At 65.0% G+C, this 19,599-nt stretch carries 25 protein-coding genes; 10 read left to right on the top strand and 15 right to left on the bottom strand.

The features are described 5' to 3' along the window. Positions 1 to 5 precede the first annotated feature (5 nt). The 4 genes from NR187_RS32880 to NR187_RS32895 all read left to right on the top strand — a co-directional run bounded on the left by NR187_RS32880 (position 6) and on the right by NR187_RS32895 (position 1,896). Entirely contained in the window at positions 6 to 398 is a 393-nt protein-coding gene (locus NR187_RS32880) for a calcium-binding protein (protein ID WP_211387066.1), read from the top strand. Between the two features lie 170 nt (positions 399 to 568). Beyond that, the gene (gene pqqA / locus NR187_RS32885) at positions 569 to 649 is read left to right on the top strand and encodes a pyrroloquinoline quinone precursor peptide PqqA (RefSeq protein WP_035663753.1); all 81 of its coding nucleotides are present in this window, start codon (positions 569 to 571) and stop codon (positions 647 to 649) included. A 24-nt stretch (positions 650 to 673) separates the two neighbouring features. Continuing rightward, positions 674 to 1,579 (top strand): hypothetical protein, encoded by a 906-nt coding sequence (locus tag NR187_RS32890; RefSeq protein ID WP_211387067.1) that lies wholly within the window; start codon positions 674 to 676, stop codon positions 1,577 to 1,579. 107 nt (positions 1,580 to 1,686) lie between these two features. Then, positions 1,687 to 1,896: a hypothetical protein gene (locus NR187_RS32895; RefSeq protein ID WP_211387068.1), complete on the top strand. Its 210-nt coding sequence runs from the start codon at positions 1,687 to 1,689 to the stop codon at positions 1,894 to 1,896. 129 nt (positions 1,897 to 2,025) lie between these two features. Here the strand turns inward: NR187_RS32895 and NR187_RS32900 are convergent, their stop codons facing one another. From NR187_RS32900 to NR187_RS32920, 5 genes are read right to left on the bottom strand one after another with little or no spacing between them, the layout of a single operon-like run. Then, positions 2,026 to 2,373 carry a hypothetical protein gene (locus NR187_RS32900; protein ID WP_211387069.1) on the bottom strand — a complete coding sequence of 116 codons (348 nt, stop codon included), beginning with the start codon at positions 2,371 to 2,373 and terminating at the stop codon, positions 2,026 to 2,028. A gap of 26 nt (positions 2,374 to 2,399) precedes the next feature. After that, complete coding sequence (locus NR187_RS32905; RefSeq protein WP_211387070.1) at positions 2,400 to 3,194, bottom strand: pentapeptide repeat-containing protein; 795 nt, start codon at positions 3,192 to 3,194, stop codon at positions 2,400 to 2,402. Between the two features lie 48 nt (positions 3,195 to 3,242). After that, positions 3,243 to 3,983, bottom strand: a complete 741-nt coding sequence (locus tag NR187_RS32910) for an ABC transporter ATP-binding protein (protein ID WP_211387071.1) — start codon at positions 3,981 to 3,983, stop codon at positions 3,243 to 3,245. Beyond that, positions 3,973 to 4,710 (bottom strand): ABC transporter permease, encoded by a 738-nt coding sequence (locus tag NR187_RS32915; protein ID WP_211387072.1) that lies wholly within the window; start codon positions 4,708 to 4,710, stop codon positions 3,973 to 3,975. Before NR187_RS32915 ends, NR187_RS32910 begins: the two co-directional genes overlap by 11 nt. Position 4,711: 1 nt before the next feature. Continuing rightward, positions 4,712 to 5,692, bottom strand: coding sequence for an ABC transporter substrate-binding protein (locus NR187_RS32920; protein WP_211387073.1), 981 nt, complete (start codon positions 5,690 to 5,692; stop codon positions 4,712 to 4,714). Positions 5,693 to 5,779: 87 nt separating this feature from the next. Between NR187_RS32920 and NR187_RS32925 the strand changes: the two genes are divergently transcribed. After that, a complete protein-coding gene (locus NR187_RS32925) occupies positions 5,780 to 6,139 on the top strand; it encodes a hypothetical protein (protein WP_211387074.1) in 360 nt (119 codons plus the stop codon). Between the two features lie 92 nt (positions 6,140 to 6,231). Beyond that, positions 6,232 to 7,239, top strand: a complete 1,008-nt coding sequence (locus NR187_RS32930) for a transporter (RefSeq protein ID WP_211387075.1) — start codon at positions 6,232 to 6,234, stop codon at positions 7,237 to 7,239. A gap of 20 nt (positions 7,240 to 7,259) precedes the next feature. Here NR187_RS32930 and NR187_RS32935 read toward each other — a convergent pair whose 3' ends face one another. Together NR187_RS32935 and NR187_RS32940 are read right to left on the bottom strand one after the other, a co-directional pair. Continuing rightward, entirely contained in the window at positions 7,260 to 8,078 is an 819-nt protein-coding gene (locus NR187_RS32935; protein ID WP_211387076.1) for a quinoprotein dehydrogenase-associated SoxYZ-like carrier, read from the bottom strand. A 53-nt stretch (positions 8,079 to 8,131) separates the two neighbouring features. Then, entirely contained in the window at positions 8,132 to 9,058 is a 927-nt protein-coding gene (locus NR187_RS32940; RefSeq protein ID WP_211387077.1) for a quinoprotein relay system zinc metallohydrolase 2, read from the bottom strand. A gap of 127 nt (positions 9,059 to 9,185) precedes the next feature. Between NR187_RS32940 and NR187_RS32945 the strand changes: the two genes are divergently transcribed. Then, positions 9,186 to 10,067, top strand: a complete 882-nt coding sequence (locus tag NR187_RS32945; protein WP_211387078.1) for a substrate-binding domain-containing protein — start codon at positions 9,186 to 9,188, stop codon at positions 10,065 to 10,067. Next, positions 10,064 to 10,666 carry a PQQ-dependent catabolism-associated CXXCW motif protein gene (locus NR187_RS32950; protein WP_211387079.1) on the top strand — a complete coding sequence of 201 codons (603 nt, stop codon included), beginning with the start codon at positions 10,064 to 10,066 and terminating at the stop codon, positions 10,664 to 10,666. Before NR187_RS32945 ends, NR187_RS32950 begins: the two co-directional genes overlap by 4 nt. A 160-nt stretch (positions 10,667 to 10,826) precedes the next feature. On the opposite strand, the gene NR187_RS32955 is transcribed toward NR187_RS32950, so the two are convergent. From NR187_RS32955 to NR187_RS32980, 6 genes are all read right to left on the bottom strand, one after another. Then, on the bottom strand, positions 10,827 to 11,126 hold the full coding sequence (locus NR187_RS32955) for a copper-binding protein (protein WP_211387080.1): 300 nt from the start codon (positions 11,124 to 11,126) through the stop codon (positions 10,827 to 10,829). 135 nt (positions 11,127 to 11,261) lie between these two features. Continuing rightward, a complete protein-coding gene (locus NR187_RS32960; RefSeq protein WP_211387081.1) occupies positions 11,262 to 11,876 on the bottom strand; it encodes a hypothetical protein in 615 nt (204 codons plus the stop codon). Further along, the gene (locus NR187_RS32965; protein WP_211387082.1) at positions 11,873 to 12,721 is read right to left on the bottom strand and encodes an ABC transporter permease; all 849 of its coding nucleotides are present in this window, start codon (positions 12,719 to 12,721) and stop codon (positions 11,873 to 11,875) included. Before NR187_RS32965 ends, NR187_RS32960 begins: the two co-directional genes overlap by 4 nt. Next, complete coding sequence (locus NR187_RS32970; RefSeq protein ID WP_256809198.1) at positions 12,718 to 13,524, bottom strand: ABC transporter ATP-binding protein; 807 nt, start codon at positions 13,522 to 13,524, stop codon at positions 12,718 to 12,720. The genes NR187_RS32965 and NR187_RS32970 overlap by 4 nt, the downstream gene beginning before the upstream one ends. Further along, positions 13,521 to 14,489: a YVTN family beta-propeller repeat protein gene (locus NR187_RS32975; RefSeq protein ID WP_256809231.1), complete on the bottom strand. Its 969-nt coding sequence runs from the start codon at positions 14,487 to 14,489 to the stop codon at positions 13,521 to 13,523. The genes NR187_RS32970 and NR187_RS32975 overlap by 4 nt, the downstream gene beginning before the upstream one ends. Before the next feature lie 8 nt (positions 14,490 to 14,497). Beyond that, a complete protein-coding gene (locus NR187_RS32980) occupies positions 14,498 to 15,679 on the bottom strand; it encodes an ABC transporter substrate-binding protein (protein WP_211387084.1) in 1,182 nt (393 codons plus the stop codon). Between the two features lie 159 nt (positions 15,680 to 15,838). On the opposite strand from NR187_RS32980, the gene NR187_RS32985 reads away from it, so the two are divergent. Further along, positions 15,839 to 16,321: a DUF3280 domain-containing protein gene (locus NR187_RS32985; RefSeq protein WP_372703288.1), complete on the top strand. Its 483-nt coding sequence runs from the start codon at positions 15,839 to 15,841 to the stop codon at positions 16,319 to 16,321. A gap of 84 nt (positions 16,322 to 16,405) precedes the next feature. On the opposite strand, the gene fghA is transcribed toward NR187_RS32985, so the two are convergent. Then, on the bottom strand, positions 16,406 to 17,251 hold the full coding sequence (fghA, locus tag NR187_RS32990) for an S-formylglutathione hydrolase (protein WP_211387086.1): 846 nt from the start codon (positions 17,249 to 17,251) through the stop codon (positions 16,406 to 16,408). 78 nt (positions 17,252 to 17,329) lie between these two features. After that, positions 17,330 to 17,950 carry a response regulator transcription factor gene (locus NR187_RS32995; protein WP_211387087.1) on the bottom strand — a complete coding sequence of 207 codons (621 nt, stop codon included), beginning with the start codon at positions 17,948 to 17,950 and terminating at the stop codon, positions 17,330 to 17,332. A 192-nt stretch (positions 17,951 to 18,142) separates the two neighbouring features. Here NR187_RS32995 and NR187_RS33000 point away from each other — a divergent pair, with 192 nt between their 5' ends. Continuing rightward, entirely contained in the window at positions 18,143 to 19,501 is a 1,359-nt protein-coding gene (locus NR187_RS33000) for a histidine kinase (protein ID WP_211387088.1), read from the top strand. Positions 19,502 to 19,599: the final 98 nt, after the last annotated feature.

Here is a 19,599-nt window from a genome sequence, read left to right on the forward strand (position 1 = left end):
TTTTGATGATATCGCGTCGCTCTGTTGCGCTTGCACTCACGATCGCACTGCTGTCCGGCCCGGCGTGGTCTGCATCCGGCAACGCCGTAAAAATGTTCGATACCGACAATGACGGCACGCTCGATCTCGCCGAGGTGAAGAAGGCCGCCAGCGTGCTGTTCGCCAGGCTCGATCCCGATCGCGACGGCACGCTCGACGCCCGCGAATTGCGCGGACGGTTGACGGCGAAAGAACTCGCCGCCGCCGATCCCGATCGCGACGGGACTCTCACGGTCGACGAATATCTCTCCGTCGTCGAGCTGCGCTTCAACGCGGCGAATCCCGACAAGGATGGAACGCTGGATGCGAAGGAGCTGAGTTCGCGCGCCGGCCGCGCGCTGCTGCGCTTGTTGCGGTGAGAGGCACGCCGCTTGACTGGGAGCGAAGGCGGTTTGCCCGAGAGGGAAATTTGCGAGCGCGATGCGACAGTTCGCTGTGTTGGCAGTTCGATTCCCTGCTTGCGCTGTGCCAGACGCAGCCCTAGGTTTTGCCCGGCGCGATGTCGCGCTGATCCCTTGGGAGACCCCGAATGGCTTGGAAAGCTCCGAAGATCGTGGAAGTGTCGGTCGGCATGGAAATCAACATGTACGCCTGCGCTTCGCGCAAGTAAGACGGACGACCTGCCGCGGCTTCGATGGCAAACGCCGTCGAAGCCGTGGTAGTGTCGGGGATGCGCGCGAGAGCCCATACCTTCTGGACCATAGCTGCCTGCACGTTCGCACTTGCACCGGCATGCGTCAGCGCTGAAGAGGGCTTCGATACCGAGCACATCTTCGGCTTCATGATCGGCACCGACGTCGGCAATCCGGGCGAGCGTGAATTCCAGAGCCAGACGACGGGACGCTTCGGCAAGGGCGGCGGGACCTATCGCGCCCTTTCGCAGGAGGTCGAGATCGAGGTCGTGCCGCTGCCGAATTTCCGCGTCGAGGTCGGCGGCACCGCCACGCTGCACGACATCGCCGGCGTCCCCGACATCGACGACCGCCGCCAGTTCAACTTCCAGGGCGCTTCGCTCGACCTGCGCTATCGCCTGCTCGATCGCCAGCGCGCGCCGTTTGGGTTGACTATCGGCGCCGAGCTCCACGGCGACCGCATTGACGAGACCTCCGGCGCAAAAGGCCGGATGTACGGCACCGACTTTACGCTCGCCTTCGATCGCGAGCTGATCCCGAACTTCGCCATCGGCGCGCTCAACCTGATCTACCAGCCCGAATGGGCGCGCTTCGAGGTGGCGGGACTGTCCGAAAAGAGCTCCACCATCGGCGCGGCCTTCGCCGGCCTCGTCCGCGTGCGGCCCGATGTGCTGCTCGGCGGCGAGCTGCGCTACTTCCGGCAATATGAAGGCATCGGCCTCGGCGAGTTCTCGGGCCAGGCCCTGTTCGTCGGTCCGACCGCCTATTTCCAGCTCTCCGAGCGCTCACGGCTGACCATGAGCTGGAGCATGCAGGCCTGGGGTCGTCCGGCCGGGTCCGCCGCCAATCTCGACCTCGTCAATTTCGAGCGGCATCAGGCAAGGCTGGTATTTGGGGTCAACTTCTAGGAGGGCGAGTTCCGGACCCTGGCTCTCTCACGCCGGTTTGAAACCCCGACAGGCCTGGACCGTAAACTGTTGTGCTAACCTTGATGGCCTTGCGAGAGGATCCCGGCATGAGCCCGATCGACCTGGTGGTAACTGTGTGTGCGGTGCTCTCGCCTGCGACCTGCGAGGAGCAGCATCTGGTGTTCAACTTTGCGGGGTCGCCGCGGCAATGCGCGATGGCCGCGCCGCCCTATATCGCGCAATGGGTCGGCGACCATCCGAAGTGGCAGGCGGTGCGGTGGCGCTGCGAGTATCCGCACCCGAACGACAGGGCGTGAGAGGTAGCAGACCCTCATGGTGAGCAGCGCGGAACGCGCGTCTCGAACCATGCAGGCCCCACTGCTGCAGCCGGGCCTTTCATCCTTCGAGACGCCGCTTCGCGGCTCCTCGGGATGAGGGTTGGACAGCTACTTGCTGCAGTCCTTCAGGTCCTTGTCGGCGATCGAGAACACCGCGTCCGCCCTGACCTCGATGTCGCGCACGATGCACTGCCGCGCATTGGCATAGCTGACCTTGGCGTCGTAGCGGCCGGGCTCGACGCCGGTGATGCGCAGCCGCTCGTCGTGGTCGACCTCCTTGTCCTTGTCGTTCAGGCACTGGTTCGGTCCCCACTCGGTCTTGCCGACCGGCGAGAGCTGGAAGCCGGAGATCGTCTCCGTCGTGAGATTCCAGAGCCGGATGCCCTTGCCCTTGGTCTGCGCGGCGGCTTCGCCGGCAAACGCCAGCAACGTGATCAACACCAGACCCCAACGCATCAAATCGTCCTCCCAAGGCGACGCCGTTATTGCCTGATCAGGCGCTCGCGGTTCTTTGCCTTGTCGAAATTTTTGGCGCGGTCAAGGCCGATCGGTGCAATCAGCCTGGCGGAGGTGAGATCGGTGCCCTCGAAATCGGTGTCGATGACGGTCGCCCCGGTCAGGTCGGCGCCGCCGAGCTGGGCGTTCCGGAGCGACGCCCCGGTCAGGTCGGCTCCCCTGAGGGAGGCAAACTCGAGATCGACGCGCGACAGGTCGGCGTTGCGCGCGTTCAACCGTTCCAGATTGGCCGATCGGAGCACGGCGCGCATCAACCCCATCGACTGGTTGCGCATGTCGGCGCCGAGATGCGCGTCGGCGATCGAGGCGCCGACCAGGCTCGCGCCGCTGAGATCGGCTGCGATGCGCGCGCCGGTCAGATCAGCGCCGTCGAGGTGAGCGCGCGCCATCTGCGCGGCGAACAGGCTGGCGCCCCTCAGGCTCGCGCCCGTGAGATCCGCGTCGAGAAGCCACGCCTGATCGAGGATCGCTCGATCAAGACGGGCGCCGCCGAGTTTTGTCTTGTTGAGCCGTGCCGTGCGAAGCACCGCCCTGGAAAGGTCGAGCCCCGAGAGATCGAGCCCCGACAAGCGCGTGCCGGTGAAGTCGGCGGGCGCGCCGGCGCTCGCTTTGGCCAGTACGGCCTCGACCTCCTGTCGGCTCATTTCAGCGGAGACCATGGCGGGTGAGGTGAGGTCGACGTCACGCATCATATCCTGGGCGCTCGCCATGGTCGCGACGAGCGCAAAGCCAAGCGTCGTCAGAGCAACGGTTCGTCTCATCGTCAGGCTCCGCTATCGGCCTGTTTAGCACACGTGCCGCGCGGCTGCCTATGAGACATCCCGCCCGGCGCGTTCGCCGCCCTGTTCACCCGGGGCTCGCCGCGGAAGCCCGCCCTTGATCGCGGCAATCGCGGCGTCGCTGCGTGCCTCGCGCGGGATGCCGATGGGTACCTCGGCCAGGATGCGCGCCGGGCGCGGCGACAGGAAGAACAGGCGATCGCCGAGGCGCACCGCATCGTCCAGGCTGTGCGTCACGAGCAGCGTCGTGACGGGTCGGCTGGCGACCAGCGCTGCGATCTCGTCGCGCAATCGGCCGGCCAGCGCGTCGTCGAGCGAGGCCAGGGGCTCGTCGAGCACCAGAATATCCGGCTCGACCGCAAAGGCGCGGGCGAGTGCGACGCGGCGGGCCAGCCCCAGTGACAGTTCGCCGGGGAAGTGGCTGCGGTGCTGCTCCAGCTCGAGGATCCTGAACAGCTCGGCAAGCTTTGCGTCAGTGACATCGGGTGCCGCAAGCCGCACGTTCTGCTCGACCGAGCGCCATGGCAGCAGCCGCGGCTCCTGGAACACCATCCCGATCCGCGCCTCCGCGGGGCGCGACACCCGGCCCTCGAAATCGCGGTCGAGCCCGAGGATGATGCGCAGCATCGTGCTCTTGCCGCAGCCGGACGGCCCGATCAGCACGCCGACCTCGCCGGACTGAAGCGCGAATTTCACCGGCGCGAGGACGTCCTGGGTTCCGCCCGCGGTATTCCTGAACGTCTTGCCTGTGATCTCGACCTCAAGCCGCACGGGGCCGCCACCGTGTTGCGCGGGCTTCGAACGGTTGCACCAGCGCCATCTCGATCACGAGCACGACGGCGGCGAATGTCAGGGAATAGGCCAGCAGCCGCGGCGTGTCGAACAACTGGAAGGCGATTCCGATCTCGAAGCCGACGCCGTTCGGCCGGCCCAGCAGTTCGGCGACCAGCACGATCTTCCACACCAGCGACAATCCGGAGCGGGCCGAGGCTGCGATATAGGGCGCCAGCTGCGGCAGCACGACGTGGCGGAACGCGCGCCAGCGCGGCATCGCGAACACGCTCGCCATCTCGTCGAGTGAACGGTCGAGCGCGCGCGTGCCCTCACGCAGGGTGACGATGGCTGTCGGCAGCTTGTTGATGGCGATCGCCGCGATCGCGGCGGCCTCGGTGAGCCCGGCCCAGATATAGGCCAGCACGATCACGACCAATGCGGGCAGGTTGAGCAACAGGATCAGCCAGGGATCGCCGAGGCGGTCCGCGAGCTTGACCCGTCCCATCAGATAGCCGATCGCGCTGCCGAGCGACATCGCCAGCACGAAGGCGAGAATGACACGGGCGAGCGTGGCGCCGAGATGCAGGAACAGGGCGCCGCTCGATGCTTCCGCGATCATCACCTGGAGCACGGCAGGCGGAGAGGGCAGCTTTGCGCCGCCGACGAACAGCGCGGCAATCCACCAGATCGCGAGAAACAGTGCAAATGACAGAAGACGCAGCACCTCAATCTCCGGGGACTGCGTGATAGAACGTGCCGGGATCGAGCTCGGCCGCCGGCCCAACCAGATCGCGGCCGCCGGTCTCGGCCAGCACATGGTAGAGCACGCGCGCGTCCTTTTCCTCGTCGTCGATGCTCCGGCGCGGAATGCCGTCGCGATAGCGGTCGCGATAGACCTTGAGCAGGACCGGATCGGTCGTGCCGGTGAGCGGGGCGATCTTGTCCCAGGCCATATCCGAAGTCACCAGCAGCTGCTTGGCCTTGCGGGTCATTGCGATGAAGCGCGCCACGGCGTCGCGATGGCTCGCGGCCCAGCTTTCGTCGAAGACATAGCCGACCGCGGAGACCGCACCCTTGGCGCCGAGCTTCGGCAGGATGTCTTCGATGCCGGTCAGGCGGCGGAAACCCTTGGCTTCGAGCTGGGCGCAGAAATTCCAGAAGTTGAGGCTCGCATCCATCTCGCCATCGAGCGCCTTGGCCGCGATCAGGGGCGGTGCGCCATAGACAATGGTCGCTTCCGACTTCAGGTCGATGCCGCCCTGCTTCAGGCGCGCCTGGAGCAGCAGCCAGCTCTTGTCGATGGGACCACCGCCGACGGCGAGCTTGCGGCCCTTCAAGTCGGCGAGCGACTTGATCGGCGAGGATGCCTGTACCATCACCGCGCCGAGCGCGCTGGAATAGGGATAGAACGTGAGCTTGGCGCCGAGCGCGCGCTCGCGCGATACCCACAGCCAGTCGGACAGGATGATGTCGGCGCTGCCGGCGCGCAGCGCGATCTTGCCGGCCTCGGGGCTCGCAAGCTCGGTGACTTCGAGCGACAGCTCGGCCTCCTTGTCGAGGCCACCGGCGCGGATCGCGGCCAGCTCCCAGGAGAATGTTCCGGTCTTCTGCACCGCGAGACGGATGGTATCCGCGGCGCGGCCGGGTCCGGCTAATGTCAGCACCAGCGTCGCCGCAAGCGCCAATGATCGACCAAGTACTCTCATCACCTTGTGAGCCGTTTCCTCTGATAGAGTGCTTTTCAGCACAATACGCATAGCATAGCTTTGGTCGCAACCAGCGGGAGGACGCTCATGAACCTGGCCGGACAGCTACGACCGATTGTCGCCGCATTGACGGTGCTGGCGGCGACCGCGCTCGCGGCGCGAGCCGAGGAGGCCAATGATTTTCCGACGTCGGCGCGCGCCGAATACGTCTATGGCTGCATGAAGGCCAATGGCGAGAGCCGGCAGGCGATCGAGCAATGTTCCTGCTCGATCGACGTGGTGGCCTCGATTGTGCCCTATGAGCGCTACGTTACCGCCGAGACCGCGCTCAGCATGTCCCAGGTCCGCGGCAATCTCGGCGTCCAGTTCCGCACGTCAGAGCAGGCGAATTCCGCAGTTAATGACCTGAGGCGCGCGCAGGCGGAAGCCGAGGTGAGGTGTTTTTGACGCTTGCCGCGCTGCTTTCGCTTCCTCTAGCCAGGGTCACCGGTGGAGCTTCGATGATATGATCCGACGGGCTTGCTTGGTAGGATATCCCGATGGACCGGCATGGCGTTGGAGTGCACCGGGCGGTTGATGATGCGCCCGTCATCGTCGATGCAAATGCCGATGCGCCTCAAGCGCGTCTCGCAAGACGGCTCCCGCTTGGCCCGGCATTGGGAATGATCGCCGCATTGTCGGCGGTCTCGAATGCGAGCGCACAGGAGGCCGAGCCGCGATCGTATTCGAATACGCCTGTTGGATTGAATTTCCTGATCTCGGGCTACGTTTACGCTCAAGGCAAGCTCGCGTTCGATCCCAGTACCGCGATCGCAGACGCCACGTTCCGCTCAGACACCGGCGTGGCGGCCTATGTTCGGTCCTTTGAACTCGCTGGCCAGTCGGCCAAATTCGACGTGATCGTGCCGATATCGTCATTCGCCGCGCATGGGCTCGTAAACGGCGAGCCACGCGAGCGAGAGATGTCCGGCCTGGGCGATCCGCGATTTCGTGTCTCGGTCAATCTGTTTGGGGCACCCGCGCTCTCGGCGAAGGACTTCGCCAGCTATCACCAGGATCTGATCGTGGGAGTAAGCCTGCAGGTCTCCGCGCCCTTCGGGCAGTATGACAGCACAAAGCTGCTGAACCTCGGCGGCAATCGCTGGTCGTTCCGGCCCGAGCTCGGGATTTCAAAGGCATGGGGACCATGGACGGTCGAACTCTCCCCCAGCGTGACCTTCTTCAGCGACAACACCGACTTCTTCGGCGGCAAGACGTTCTCGCAAGCTCCGATCTATGCCGTGCAGGGACATCTCATCTATACGTTCCAGTCCGGCATATGGATGGCGCTGGACGGACTGTATTTCGCGGGCGGCCGCACGACCCTCAACGGCGTCAAAAGCGACAACGAGCAGGCGATCTCGCGAGCCGGCTTGACGGTCGCGTTGCCGATCGATCGACAGAACTCTATCAAGCTCTCTGCCAGTACCGGCATGACCAGTCGCACGGGAAGCGAACTGACGGCTGTTGGTATCGCATGGCAGTATCGTTGGGGCGAGGGATATTGAAGGAGGATGATGAACGCCCTTCACGTCCCCGGCTTCTCCACATCCCACTCGTTCCGGAACAAATGCCCATCGGTATCCTTGGCCTCCGCGCGAAAGCGCTTGGCGCCGTTGGAGACGTAGGTGAAGCGCAGATTGGGATCTTCCGAGATCGAGATGCCGCCTTCCATCGACAGCACGGGGCTGTCGTCCTGCGTCAGCTTGAGCTGGTTGACGAAGAATGCGGGAATGTAGAGCTGCGTGACCTGGTCCATCTGCAGCCCGGAATTGTTGGGATGGCCGATCATGATTTGCGCTTCGCGGATACGGCTCGCCGGTGCGTCGCCGCGCGCAAACTGTCGGTAGCGCATCTGGCCGAGCCGGTTCCTGGCTTCCTCGATATTCTTTCCCGCCGGCGCCGAGCAGCCGCCGGAGGCCTTCACGTATACTTTCGAGACGTAGAGCTGGCCATCGCTGAGTTCGGCCACCGCATGCACGTCGGTGTAGTTGTTGACGCGCACGCGCGTCGAAATTTCGCTGACGTTGGCGTCAGGCCCCAGCTCGAACTTCGCCGCCATCGGCGCGGGGTTGCGGTCGATCACCAGCGTGATCGAACGGATGCGGCGCGCATCGCCAGGCGAGAGCTTGCTGCGCAGGGTCACCGGCACGATCGCCGCGTCCTCGGCGCGGTACGGCATCTCGATGCCGATGACGTTGTTGCCGTCATTCATCGGACGATTGTTGAAGATGTCCTGCACCAGGCCCGGCCAGGGATCGTCAGCCTCTTCGGCCAGCGCCGGCACGGCGAAGCCGATGCCGAGGAGGAGGGCGATCAGGGGCAGGCGACGTGTGCATCCGGTCATGGTCATGGTCCCGCGCGGACGAAGCAGTCTTCGAACATAGCGTAGCGCGCCTGCTACTCCCATTCAATTTCCGAGAATGCTGCGGTTGCGTTGCGGGCGTTGTAGTCGTCGAACAGCTGCCATTGCGACCGTTCCGACGCGGCCGCCTTGTCAGCTGCGGTCCGCAGCGTTTCGCCCTTCCTGTTCGAGGCCCGGACGTCCGCCAGCAGCGCCATCAGATAACGCCGTTCATCGGTCAGCGCTGCAGGCCATTCGCTCACGGGCCCGTGACCTGGAACGACGCGCTGCGCCGGAATGGTCTCGAGTTCCCTGAGGGTGCCGAGCCAGCCGCGGATGCTGCCGTCCATCACCGGAATGTGGCGGAGGAAGACGAGGTCGCCGGCAAACAATGTTCTGCTCGTCTCGTCGAACACGGTCAGGTCATTGTCGCTGTGTCCCGCCGGCCAGGCCCGCAAGGTGAGTCGGCGCGAACCGAGGTCGAGCGTCAGCGTGTCCTGCACGAGCAGGGTGGGCGGCACGATCCTCACAGGTGAGATCAATTCGTCGCCCATGATGCGTCTGAAATTATCGAGATAATAGGGACCGCGCGTCGCTAGCGCCTGCGGCAGCCTGCTATGGCCGACGAAGCGCGTGTCCCCGGTGGCGAAGGCCGCGTTGCCGAAGACATGGTCGGGATGACCGTGGGTGTTGATGACGTAGCGGATCGGCTTGCTGGTGCGGGCCCGCACAGCCGCGAGCAGCGCCTCGCCCTCGCGAAGGCTGCCGCCGGTATCGATGACGGCCACCGCATCCGCGCCGACAATGAAACCGACATTGGCGATGTCGCCCTCGTTCTCGCGCGTCATCAGGGCGATGGCCCCGGAGTGTACGAAGATTCCGGGCGCGACTTCGCTCACAGGCAATTCGGCCGCTTCAGTGCGTGCTAGCGTCACTGTCCCCAGCAGGGACAAGGCTGCGATCATTGGCGCGATGCGAGACACTTTTCCGCCTCAGTTCAAAGAGTTTGCCGTATTGCACTGCAGCAAAGCAAAGCCAGCACGAAGTTGGCAAACATGGCGCGTCGTGCGTTGCATGGATAACATTCAATCAAAACGAGGAGGAAGCGCGATGACGGAGGCCGGACGACATCGTCGCTGGTTGTTTTCACTGAGTATCCTGGTTGCTTCCTGCGCGTTCGGCGACGTCGCCGTCGCGCAGACCAGCGAAACCGGCGACCTTTCTTTCGAACTGGTCGATCCCAAGGTGCTGCGCGTCTGCGCCGATCCGCGCAACCTGCCGTTCTCGAACGAGAAGGGCGAGGGATTCGAGAACAAGCTTGCGGAACTGTTCGCGGACAAGCTCCAGAAGAAGCTCGACTATGTCTTCTTCCCGCAGGCGACGGGCTTCGTGCGAATGACGCTGGGCGCGCATCGCTGCGACGTGATCATGGGCTTTCCGCAAGGCGATGACATCGTGCAGGGTACCAATCCCTATTACCGCACGACCTATGCGCTGGTCGCGAAATCCGGCAGCGGACTCGAGGATGTCGACAAGCTCGAAGATCCGAGACTGAAGGGCAAGCATGTCGGCATCGTCGCGGGCACGCCGCCCGCAACCAACATGGCGATTGCCGGCCTGATGGCTGATGCAAAACCCTATCCGCTGATGATCGACACCCGCTACGACAATTCGGCGCAGGCGATGATCGACGATCTCACGGCCGGCAAGATCGACGCCGGTGTGCTGTGGGGACCGATGGCGGGATTCTATGCCAAGAAGGCCGGCTCGCTGCACGTCACGCCGCTGGTGAAGGAGACCACCGGGCCGAAGCTGGTCTATCGCATCGGCATGGGCGTGCGTCCCGCCGACCAGAACTGGAAGCGGCAGCTCAACAAGCTGATCCAGGAGAACCAGGGCGAGATCAACAAGATCCTGCTCGACTTCGGAGTCCCGCTGCTCGACGAGAGCGATCGGCCGCTCGGCGCGGAGACGGCCAAGAAGACGCCATGAGGCGACAGCTTGCCGCTGCGCTGGTTGCCGCCGTCCTGGCGGCGCCCGGCTTTGCGCAGCAGCACTTTGCGCAGCAGCACGTGGCGCAGCAGAGTTTGGCGCAGCAGCAGGAGCCGTTCGAGCCCGAGGGTTATCGCGCCGACAATTACCGCGCGCCGGTGCCGGCGACGCTGGAGCGTGCGCGGGTGCTGTCGACGTCGGAAGCCGAGGCGATCTGGCGCGCCAAGAGCGGCGCCTTCGTCGACGTGCTGCCGCGTCCGCCGAAGCCGAAGAACCTTCCTGCGGGGACCGTCTGGCGCGATGCACCGCGCAAGAACATCCCGGACAGCATCTGGCTGCCCGACACCGGCTACGGCACGCTGCCGCCCGCCATGGACGACTATTTCCAGCGCGGCCTCGCACGCGCCTCGCGCGGCGACAAGGCCGCGCTGCTCGTGATCTATTGCCTGGCCGACTGCTGGATGTCCTGGAATGCCGCCAAGCGCGCGTTGGCGTACGGCTATTCCAACGTCGCCTGGTACCCCGACGGCACCGACGGCTGGGAACGCGCCAAGCTTCCGACCGACGAGGCGCAGCCGGAGCCGCGGCCGGAGCAGTAGTCGACCTAAATCGCGTGCTGTAGCGGTGGCCTCGTGGTTCGAGACGACCGCTTCGCGGTCTCCTCACGATGACGATTCAACATCTCACGACGAAGCCAGACCTCATGCTGAGGAACCCGCCAAAGCGGGCGTCTCGAAGGATGGCCGCAAAGACCCCGGCCTACTGCTTCTGCAGCTTCGTCAGCGTGCCCGTACCGCTCGTGTCGGTCGCAGAGTAGCTCACCCTGTCGCCGGCATGCACGGCATCGAGCATCGCGGCGTCCTTGGCCTTGTACTCTTGGAGCGTGCCGGCACCGCCTGCGCTGCCTCCGACCGTGCCCTTCTGGGTCTGCTGGATCGAGATCGTGCTGTTGAGCCGATCGATCCTGGTGACCATTCCGGTCATGTCGTCGGCGAAAGCGCTGGTGGCGAGCATGCCGACGACTGCCGCGCCCGCGAGGATGAATCTAGTGGTTCCCATCGAGGCCTCCCGATGCCTTGGATTACCATCGACAAGACATCCTAGATCGATTTGGTTCCGGCAGATAGCGTGGCAATAGGTTAACGATCGCCCGCGGCCGCGGGAACCCTCCGTAAGCGGTCAGTGAGGCTGACGCTATTCCATCTCCTGCTGGATCAGGCGCCCGAGGGCAAACAGCCGCTGGTCGATCGTGGTGGGAACCTCGCAGACGAACCGCACCACCTTGTGGCGGTCCTCGAAGATGCGGGTCTTCCAGATCAGCTCGTTGCTGAGCGCGTCGACCTTGGCGTCGTCGCGCGGCGTTGCGCCCTGGAGCGCCTGGAGCTGAACCGACTCCTCGCGGATATTGTCGGCCGCCTCGCGCTGCTTGCGGCTGACGCGTTCGAGCCCGATCATCACCTGGGAGCGCTGGGCGTTCAGCGTATCGAACAGGCCGGCGAACAGCAGTTTCGCATTCGCGGCCTTGTCGGCGCCGGAGCCCGCCAGGAATTCCTTCACTGACTTCTCGGCCTCGTCCAGCGGCGTCTTGCGCGCCGACAGCTTCGAGACCAGCGCGCTGACCTTGGTGTCGTCCTTCCACTTGTTCTGGACGTCGTCGAGCGCCGGGCCGGCCCAGACGGCCGCGAGCGAAATCTCCGGTACTTTTGCCTGTGTGCACGGCCAGTTTGGATAGCGCGGATCGGCCGCGCGTGCGGCCGTGCCCGACAGCGCGAGCGCGAGAACCGCCATCGCCAAGATCCGAACCGTCATCCTTCGCCTCCCGCAGGGCCCCGTCGCGCCAGCCCGCGCGAGGGATCATAGGCCAGAATAGCGCCGATCATGAAGACGATTGTGCACGTCGCGACCACCGCCAGCGAGATCCAGTTGACCTGTCCGTACAGTGCGAAACGTATCAGTTCGACCGCATGGGTGAACGGATTGGCCTCGCAGAGATAATAGAGATAGGGGCTGCCCTCCTGCACCCGCCACAGCGGGTAGAGCGCGGAGGATGCGAAGAACATCGGGAAAATCACGAAGTTCATGACGCCGGCAAAATTCTCCAGCTGCTTGATGCCGGAGGAGATCAGCATGCCGAGCGAACCAAGCATCAGCCCGGACAGGATCAACGCCGGGAGCACGGTGAGATAACCCGATGGCGGTGGGGTGATGTCCCAGAACCAGGCGATCAAGAGGAACGCATAGACCTGGAGCAGCGACACCGCCGTGCCCGCGAGCAGCTTGCAGAACAAGAGGAAGCCGCGCGGCAGCGGGCTCACCAGCAGCGTGCGCATGTTGCCCATCTCGCGGTCATAGACCATCGACAGCGAGGATTGCATGCCGTTGAAGAGCTGGATCATCGCCATCAACCCGGGCGCGATATAGACTTCGTAGAGGATATAGGTCTCGTAGGGCGGGATGATGGAGATGCCGAGCACCTGGCGGAAGCCGGCGGCGAAGATGAACAGCCACACCAGCGGCCGCACCAGCGCGGAGACGAAGCGCTCGCGCTGATGCAGGAAGCGCAGCCCCTCGCGCCAGACGATGCCGGTGAGGCAGGTCATGTACTCGGACGTCGAGAATCCGCGTGGGGCCTCGCGCGTGGTGATGCTGCTCATCCGCCGCCTCCCGGCATCGTCTGCGCGCCTGTCAGGCGCATGAAGGCGGTGTTGACGTCCTGCGCGCCGGCTTCCGTGATGACCCGGCTCATCGGCCCCTGCGCCAGCACCTTGCCCTGGTGCAGCACCACGAGATCGTCGCCCGGCATGATCTCGTCGAACAGATGCGTGGCCCAGAGCACGCCGATGCCTTGCTCGGTCACGAGCTGGCGGACATGGCTGATGATGTCGGCGCGCGCCTTGACGTCGAGGCCGACGGTCGGCTCGTCCAGCAACAGCAGTTGCGGCCGGTGCAGCAGCGCCCGCGCGATCTCCAGCCGCCGCATCTGTCCGCCGGAGAGATCGCGCACCTTGCTGCCGGCGCGCTCGGTCAGCCCGATGCGCCCGAGCAACTCGGCGCTGCGCGCGGCGGCGTCGCGGCGGCTGATGCCATGGAGGGCGGCGTGATAGAGCAGGTTCTGCGTCAGCGACAGATCGAGATCGAGCGTGCGCGGCTGGAACACGACACCGAGCAGCCGCAGCGCCTCGCCGGCGCTTTTGCCGACGTCATGACCGAAAATGCCGACCCGGCCGGACTGGATGCCGAACAGCCGCGTGATCAGTGAGAACAACGTGCTCTTGCCCGCGCCGTTGAGGCCGAGCAGCGCGGTGAAGCTCGCGGGCTGCACGTTGAAGGAGACGTCCAGCAGCGCGCGCCGCGGGCCATAGGAATGGCTGACGCCGTCGATCGACAGCGCCGGCACCGCGGCCGGATCGGGCCTCTGCGTCTCGCGTTGGTCGGCGATGGGGGCGGGGCTGGTCATGGCGCGATCGTGATGCCCCAGGGCAGCTCGCCCACCTGAATGGTCTTGATCACTTTTTGCGCGGCGACGTCGATGACGGAGACATCGTTCGACACGCCGTTGGTGGTGAGCAGGTATTTCTCGTCCGGCGTGAACGCCATGTGCCAGACCCGTTGTCCGACCAGCAGATATTTCATCACCTTGCGGGTGGCCGTGTCGACCACGGCGATGCGGTTGGCGGGGCCGAGCGCGATGAAGGCGGTCTTGTCGTCCCGGGTCATGCCGATGCCGACCGGCTGGATCGCTTCTTTCCTCAGGCCCGGAATCTCGAAATTGACCTTGCCGATCACCTCGTGCTTTCCGGGGTCGATGATCGACACCGTGCCGCCGATCTCGGAGGAGATCCACAATTCCGACGCGTCGTGCTTGAACTCGGCAAAGCGCGGCCGCGCGTCGACCAGCACGTTGGCGACGATCTGGCGCGAGCTGGTGTCGATGAAGTGCGCCATGTTGGTCGTCTCGGACGTGTTGATCAGCGTCTTGCCGTCCGGACTGATGGTCATGCCCTCGGGCTCGACGCCGACCTGGATGTCGCCGACCCGGGCGCGCTTCTCGAGATCGATCACGGTCACCGTGTTGTCGTTCTCGTTGGCGACGTAAAGGATCTTTCCGGCGGCATCCTGAGCGAACAATTCCGGGTCGGGCCCGGAAGGCAAACTGTCCACCACGGTTTGCGACTTGGCGTCGATCATCTGGATGGTGTCGTCGTCGCCGACTGCGACCATCACGAACTTGCCGTCGCGCGTGAAATCGATGCCGCGGGGGCGTTGGCCGACCTTGATGGTCTTGGTTACGGTCCAGCTCTCGGTGTCGATCACCGACACCGTGTTGCTCTTCTCGTTCGAGACATAGGCGATGAACGCATGCGCCGGCGCGGCTGTCAGCGCCAGCCCGGAAAGAAGCCCAACGCGCCACATGCGCGACATCCGTATCCTTACTTCAACTTGCATTTGCTCTCCGGGCGATCGTAGCCGAGCGTGTCGAGCTCGGAGACCTGGTGCAGAAAACCCTCCTGCGGCGACACCGACACCACCATGCGGCCGTCGACGAGCAGGATCGGCTGGCGCAGCTGCAGGTTCCAGTCGCGCAAGGTCAGCTTCGTGCCTTTGAAGGCGGCGACCGAGAAATCCGGACCCTTGATGAAATCGGTGACTTTTTTGACATCGCCGGAATTGGTGCGCGAGGTGGCTTCGCCGATCATGCGTACGGCCGTCCATGCCTGCATGTCGAGCGCGGTCATCCGCCGCGAGTTCAGCTTGACGAAGCGGTTTTGCATCTGGATCGCGCCCCACTGGTCCTGTGAAGCGTCCCAGCTCCGCGGCACGAGACCGGCCGAGCCCGCGACGGGGCGGGGATCCCAGGTGCGATAGGGCAGGTAGGCGCCGAACACCTCGCTCTCGTCGGCGGCGACCAGCACGTCGTAGGCCGGCGCCTGTTGCGTGAACACCGGCATCTGGCGCTGGATCAGCGTCACGCCTGAATCGGTGCGCCGCGCGCCGCCTTTGTCCTCGAAATTGCGCTCCTGTACGATCTTGGCGCCGAACCGTGTGGCGGTGCGCCGCAGCGCATCGGCGAACAGCTTGTCCTCGTCATGCGAGCCGACCACGAGCAGCCAGCGCTTCCACTGCTTCCACACCAGGTACTGGCCGAGCGCGTCGGCGAGCATCGACCGCGTCGGCGCGGTATGGATGACGTTGGCGCGGCAATCGGCCTCGCGCAGCCGCTCGTCGATCGCCCCCGCATTGAACAACAGCGTGCCGCGCTCGCGCAGGGCGTCCGATACTTTCAGCAGCGCATCGGCCGGCAGATCGGCGATGATGAAGCCGTTGCGCGCGGCAAGATCGGTCGCGGCCTGCACGGCATCCTCGCCCTCCTTGATACGCCGCTCCTCCAGCGCAAAACGCTGGCCCAGGAATTTGCCGGTGGTGTTGTTGTCCTCGATGGCGAGGCGCGCGCCGGCGACGCCGTCATTGTCCGCGGGCTGCTCGACCAGCGACAGCGTCGATCTGGTGCCGGCGATACCGAGATAGCCGACGCCGATCATGACAGGGTCAGCCGCGAGCGCACTCGTCGCGGTGACACCCAAGCCGATCAGGCCGACCAACCATCGGATCATGTTTCCTCCAGAGGTTCTCCCCGGCTTGACCGCCGGTCGAGAATTGTCTCTGCTAAAGCATGACCGATTTGCCGGGCCATGCAACCCCGCATTTCGTCCCCGCGCAGGAGGCCTGGAATCACGATCATGCGAGCGCCGATATGTTTGCTGATATGTTTCATGGCTTTGCTGTTGACGGCATCGGGCGCGCGCGCCGATCCGCCGAAGCTCGCGGTGTTCGATTTCGAGTTGATCGACACCAGCCTGCCGGGCGAGTTCTACGGCTCCAAGCCGGAGGAGGCGCGGCTCGATCGCATCGGCGAGCAGCTGCGCAAGGAACTGACTGAGTCAGGCAGGTTCCAGGTGCTCGATATCGCGCCGGTCAGGGACGCCGCCCGTCACGCCAATCTGCAGGCCTGCGGCGGCTGCGACCTCAAGCTTGCCGGAGAACTCGGCGCCGAGCTGGAGATCACCGGCATGGTGCAGAAGGTCTCGAACCTGATCATCAACCTCAACATCTATCTGCGCGACGTGAAGACCGGCAACATGATCACCGCCGCCAGCGCCGACATGCGCGGCAACACGGATGAATCCTGGACCCGCACGATGAACTACCTCATCCGCAACCGCTTGCTGGCACCGAATTACGGCAAGCCGGAGTAGATTCTTCTCTCCGCGTGCGCCGCTGCCACCTTCTCCCACAACAAGGGGAGAAGGGAAGGCAGCGTGCGCTTGGCGTGCAGAGCATCACCCTTTCAATCGCTCCGCATGCCAATGCAGGTGATCGCCCATGAAGGTCGAGATGAAATAATAGCTGTGGTCGTAGCCCGCCTGCCGCTGCAGCGTCAGCGGGATGTTGGCCTTGGTGCAGGCGGCCTGCAGCAGCTCTGGCCTCAGCTGCTCCTTCAGGAAATTGTCGGCCTCGCCGACATCGACGAGGAAGCCGGAAAACTTCGCGCCGTCCTCGATCAGCGCCACCGTGTCGTGGCTGCGCCACGTATCCTTGTTCGGCCCGAGATAGCCGGTCAGCGCCTTGATGCCCCAGGGCACGAGCGACGGCGCCACGATCGGCGCGAACGCGCTGGCGGCGCGAAAACGGTGCGGGTTGCGCAGCGCCACCGTCAGCGCGCCGTGGCCGCCCATGGAATGGCCCATCACCGATTGCCGCTTGGCATCGACCGGAAAATTCTCGGCGACCAGCTTCGGCAGCTCGTCGGTGACGTAGCTCCACATGCGATAATTGCGCGCAAACGGCTCTTGCGTGGCATCGACATAGAAGCCGGCGCCGAGGCCAAAATCATAGGCATTGTTGGCGTCGCCCGGCACGTCGGGCCCGCGCGGGCTGGTGTCGGGCGCGACGAAGATCAGGCCGAGCTCGGCGCAGGCCTTGCGGAATTCGCCCTTCTCGGTGACGTTGGCATGCGTGCAGGTGAGGCCGGACAGATACCAGACCATTGGAAGCTTGGCGCCGGCTGCATGCGGGGGAACATAGACCGAGAACACCATGTCGGTTCCGGTCGCCTGGCTTGCGTGGCGATACACGCCCTGCACGCCGCCATAGGATGTATTGGTCGAGACAGTCTGAATCGTCATGGCTTTGGGCTCCGTGGCATCTAACCACATCATGATTGCAACGCTTGTGTGACCGAATTTGCGGCGGCTGCCGGCGCGTCAGGCGACGCCACTGTCGATCGCCAGCCGCACCAGCTCGACCGAGGTTTTGACGCCGAGTTTCTGGCGCATGATGGAGGAGGTGTTGGCGACCGTCTTGTAGGACGATTGCACCAGCCAGGCGATCTCGGACAGGCTCTTTCCGGCGCTGAGCAGCCGCAGGATCTCCATCTCGCGCGCGTTCAGCTTCGACAGCGGGCTTTGCGCCAGCGTCGGCCCTGCGAAGGCGATGCTGCGCGCGATCGCGCTCGGCAGATAGGTGCCGCCGCCTCCGACGGTGCGGATCGCCTCGACGAGGTCGTCGGGGTCGCCGGTCTTGGAGACATAGCCCTTGGCGCCGCATTCGATCGCGCGCGCGGCGAAGGCGGGGTCGTCGTTCATGCTGAACATGATGATGCGGGCCTCGGGCGCGCGCTCTAGGATGCGGCGCGCCAGCTCGAAGCCGGAGACGGTCGGCAGGTTGATGTCGATGATCGAGAGGTCGGGGCGCTCGACGATGAAGACGCATTCGCCGTCCTCGGCGTCGGCGGCCTCCAAAATCTCGATCTCGCCTTCGTCGGCGAGCACGGCACGGCAGCCGGAAGCCACGATGGGATGATCGTCGACGATCAGAATGCGCATGGACGCTCCTCGCGACAGCGCCGACCTGTTTTCCGCCGCATGATACCGGACGAGACAAATGCGCGTCTCATGTCGCCTCATGCAACCCGGCCGGGATTGCTGTACGGTTTCGATTAGATATCGGGCGCTTCGCCTCTGTCAACGTCACCGGACAGGCGCGGGCCAACCTTCGCGGGGCGACAGGCGGCACCAATGTGGCAAAATCTATCCTTGCGCGCGCGCATCAACCTGCTGCTGGCGCTGCTGCTGGCGCTGGGGCTCGCGGTCAATATCGGCCGCCAGGTCGCGGAAGCCGGGCCGCGCGTGCAGGCCGAGGACCAGAGCGTGATCCGGCTGGCGCGCGAATTCATCGAGATGATCGTTGCGGACCTCAACGAGGCGCCGGATCCTGACGCGCGGTTGAACCAGATCGCGCGCGACCTCAGCCGCCTGCGCCATGTCAGCATCGCGCTTCGGGACGGCGACGGTCGTCCGCTGACGCCGCCCCGGAGCGACGCCGATGACGACACGCGCGGGCCTCCGGCCTGGTTCGTCGGTCTGGTTCATCCCGAGCAGACCGCGGTGAGCGTGCCGGTCTCGATCCACGGCAAGCCGGGCTCGCTGCTGATCACCTCGCACCCCGACGACGAGATCGCCGAGATCTGGGACGGCATCGTGACCCAGCTCGAGGTCGGCTCGGTGATCGCGCTGGCGCTGTTCCTGGTGATGATGAATGTGGTCGGGCGGGCGCTGGCGCCGCTGCAGTCCCTGGCGGATGTGATGGCCGAGCTCGAGGGCGGACGCTATCAGGCGCGCGTCGTGCCGGGCGGCGCGCCGGAACTCGCAGCGATCTGCACCAAGCTCAACCATCTTGCGGCGACGCTCAGCGAGGCGATCGAGGACAAGCGGCGCCTCGCCGAACGCACGGTGTCGCTTCAGGACGTCGAGCGCAAGGAGATCGCGCGCGAGCTCCATGACGAGTTCGGCCCCTACCTGTTCTCGCTGCGCGCCCATGCCAGTGCGCTGGCGAAGCAGGCGGACGGACGCGCCCCGAATGCCGAGGCCGTGCGAAGACACGGCAGCGCCATGCTGGAGCAGATCAACGCGCTCCAGCAGTTCAATCGCCGGGTGCTGGAGCGTCTGCGCCCCGTCGGCCTTGCCGAGCTCGGCCTGCGTCAGGCGCTGGAATCGCTGTCGCGGCTGTGGCGGGAATCGCATCCCGATGTCGCGATCGAGACCGTGATCTCGCCGGCGCTTGGCGTCACCGGCGAGACCGCCGACCTTACCATCTACCGCATCGTGCAGGAGGCGCTGACCAACGTGTTCCGCCACGCCGGCGCGACCTCGGTCAACGTCGTCATCGAGCCGGTGGAGCAGGTATCGGGCGATGGTCGCTTCTGCGCACGGGTGCGGGTCAGCGACAATGGCCGCGGCATGGAGCCGGGCCAGAAGCTCGGCTTCGGCCTCGTCGGCATGCGCGAGCGGATCCTGGCGCTGGGCGGCACACTCAACGTCGTCTCCGGCGATGGCGGTCTGACCGTCGAAGCGCTGGTTCCGACGGCGGTGGCCTGATCGCGTCGGGAAGAATTCCCGATTTTGTCGGGAAAATTGGTGCGGATATGGCCCGACCTTTTGTGGCTGGCGCACGCCTTGCTGCCGATTACACTCGC

The sequence above is a fragment of the Bradyrhizobium sp. Bra64 genome (assembly GCF_024519875.1).
Lineage (GTDB): Bacteria > Pseudomonadota > Alphaproteobacteria > Rhizobiales > Xanthobacteraceae > Bradyrhizobium > Bradyrhizobium japonicum_G.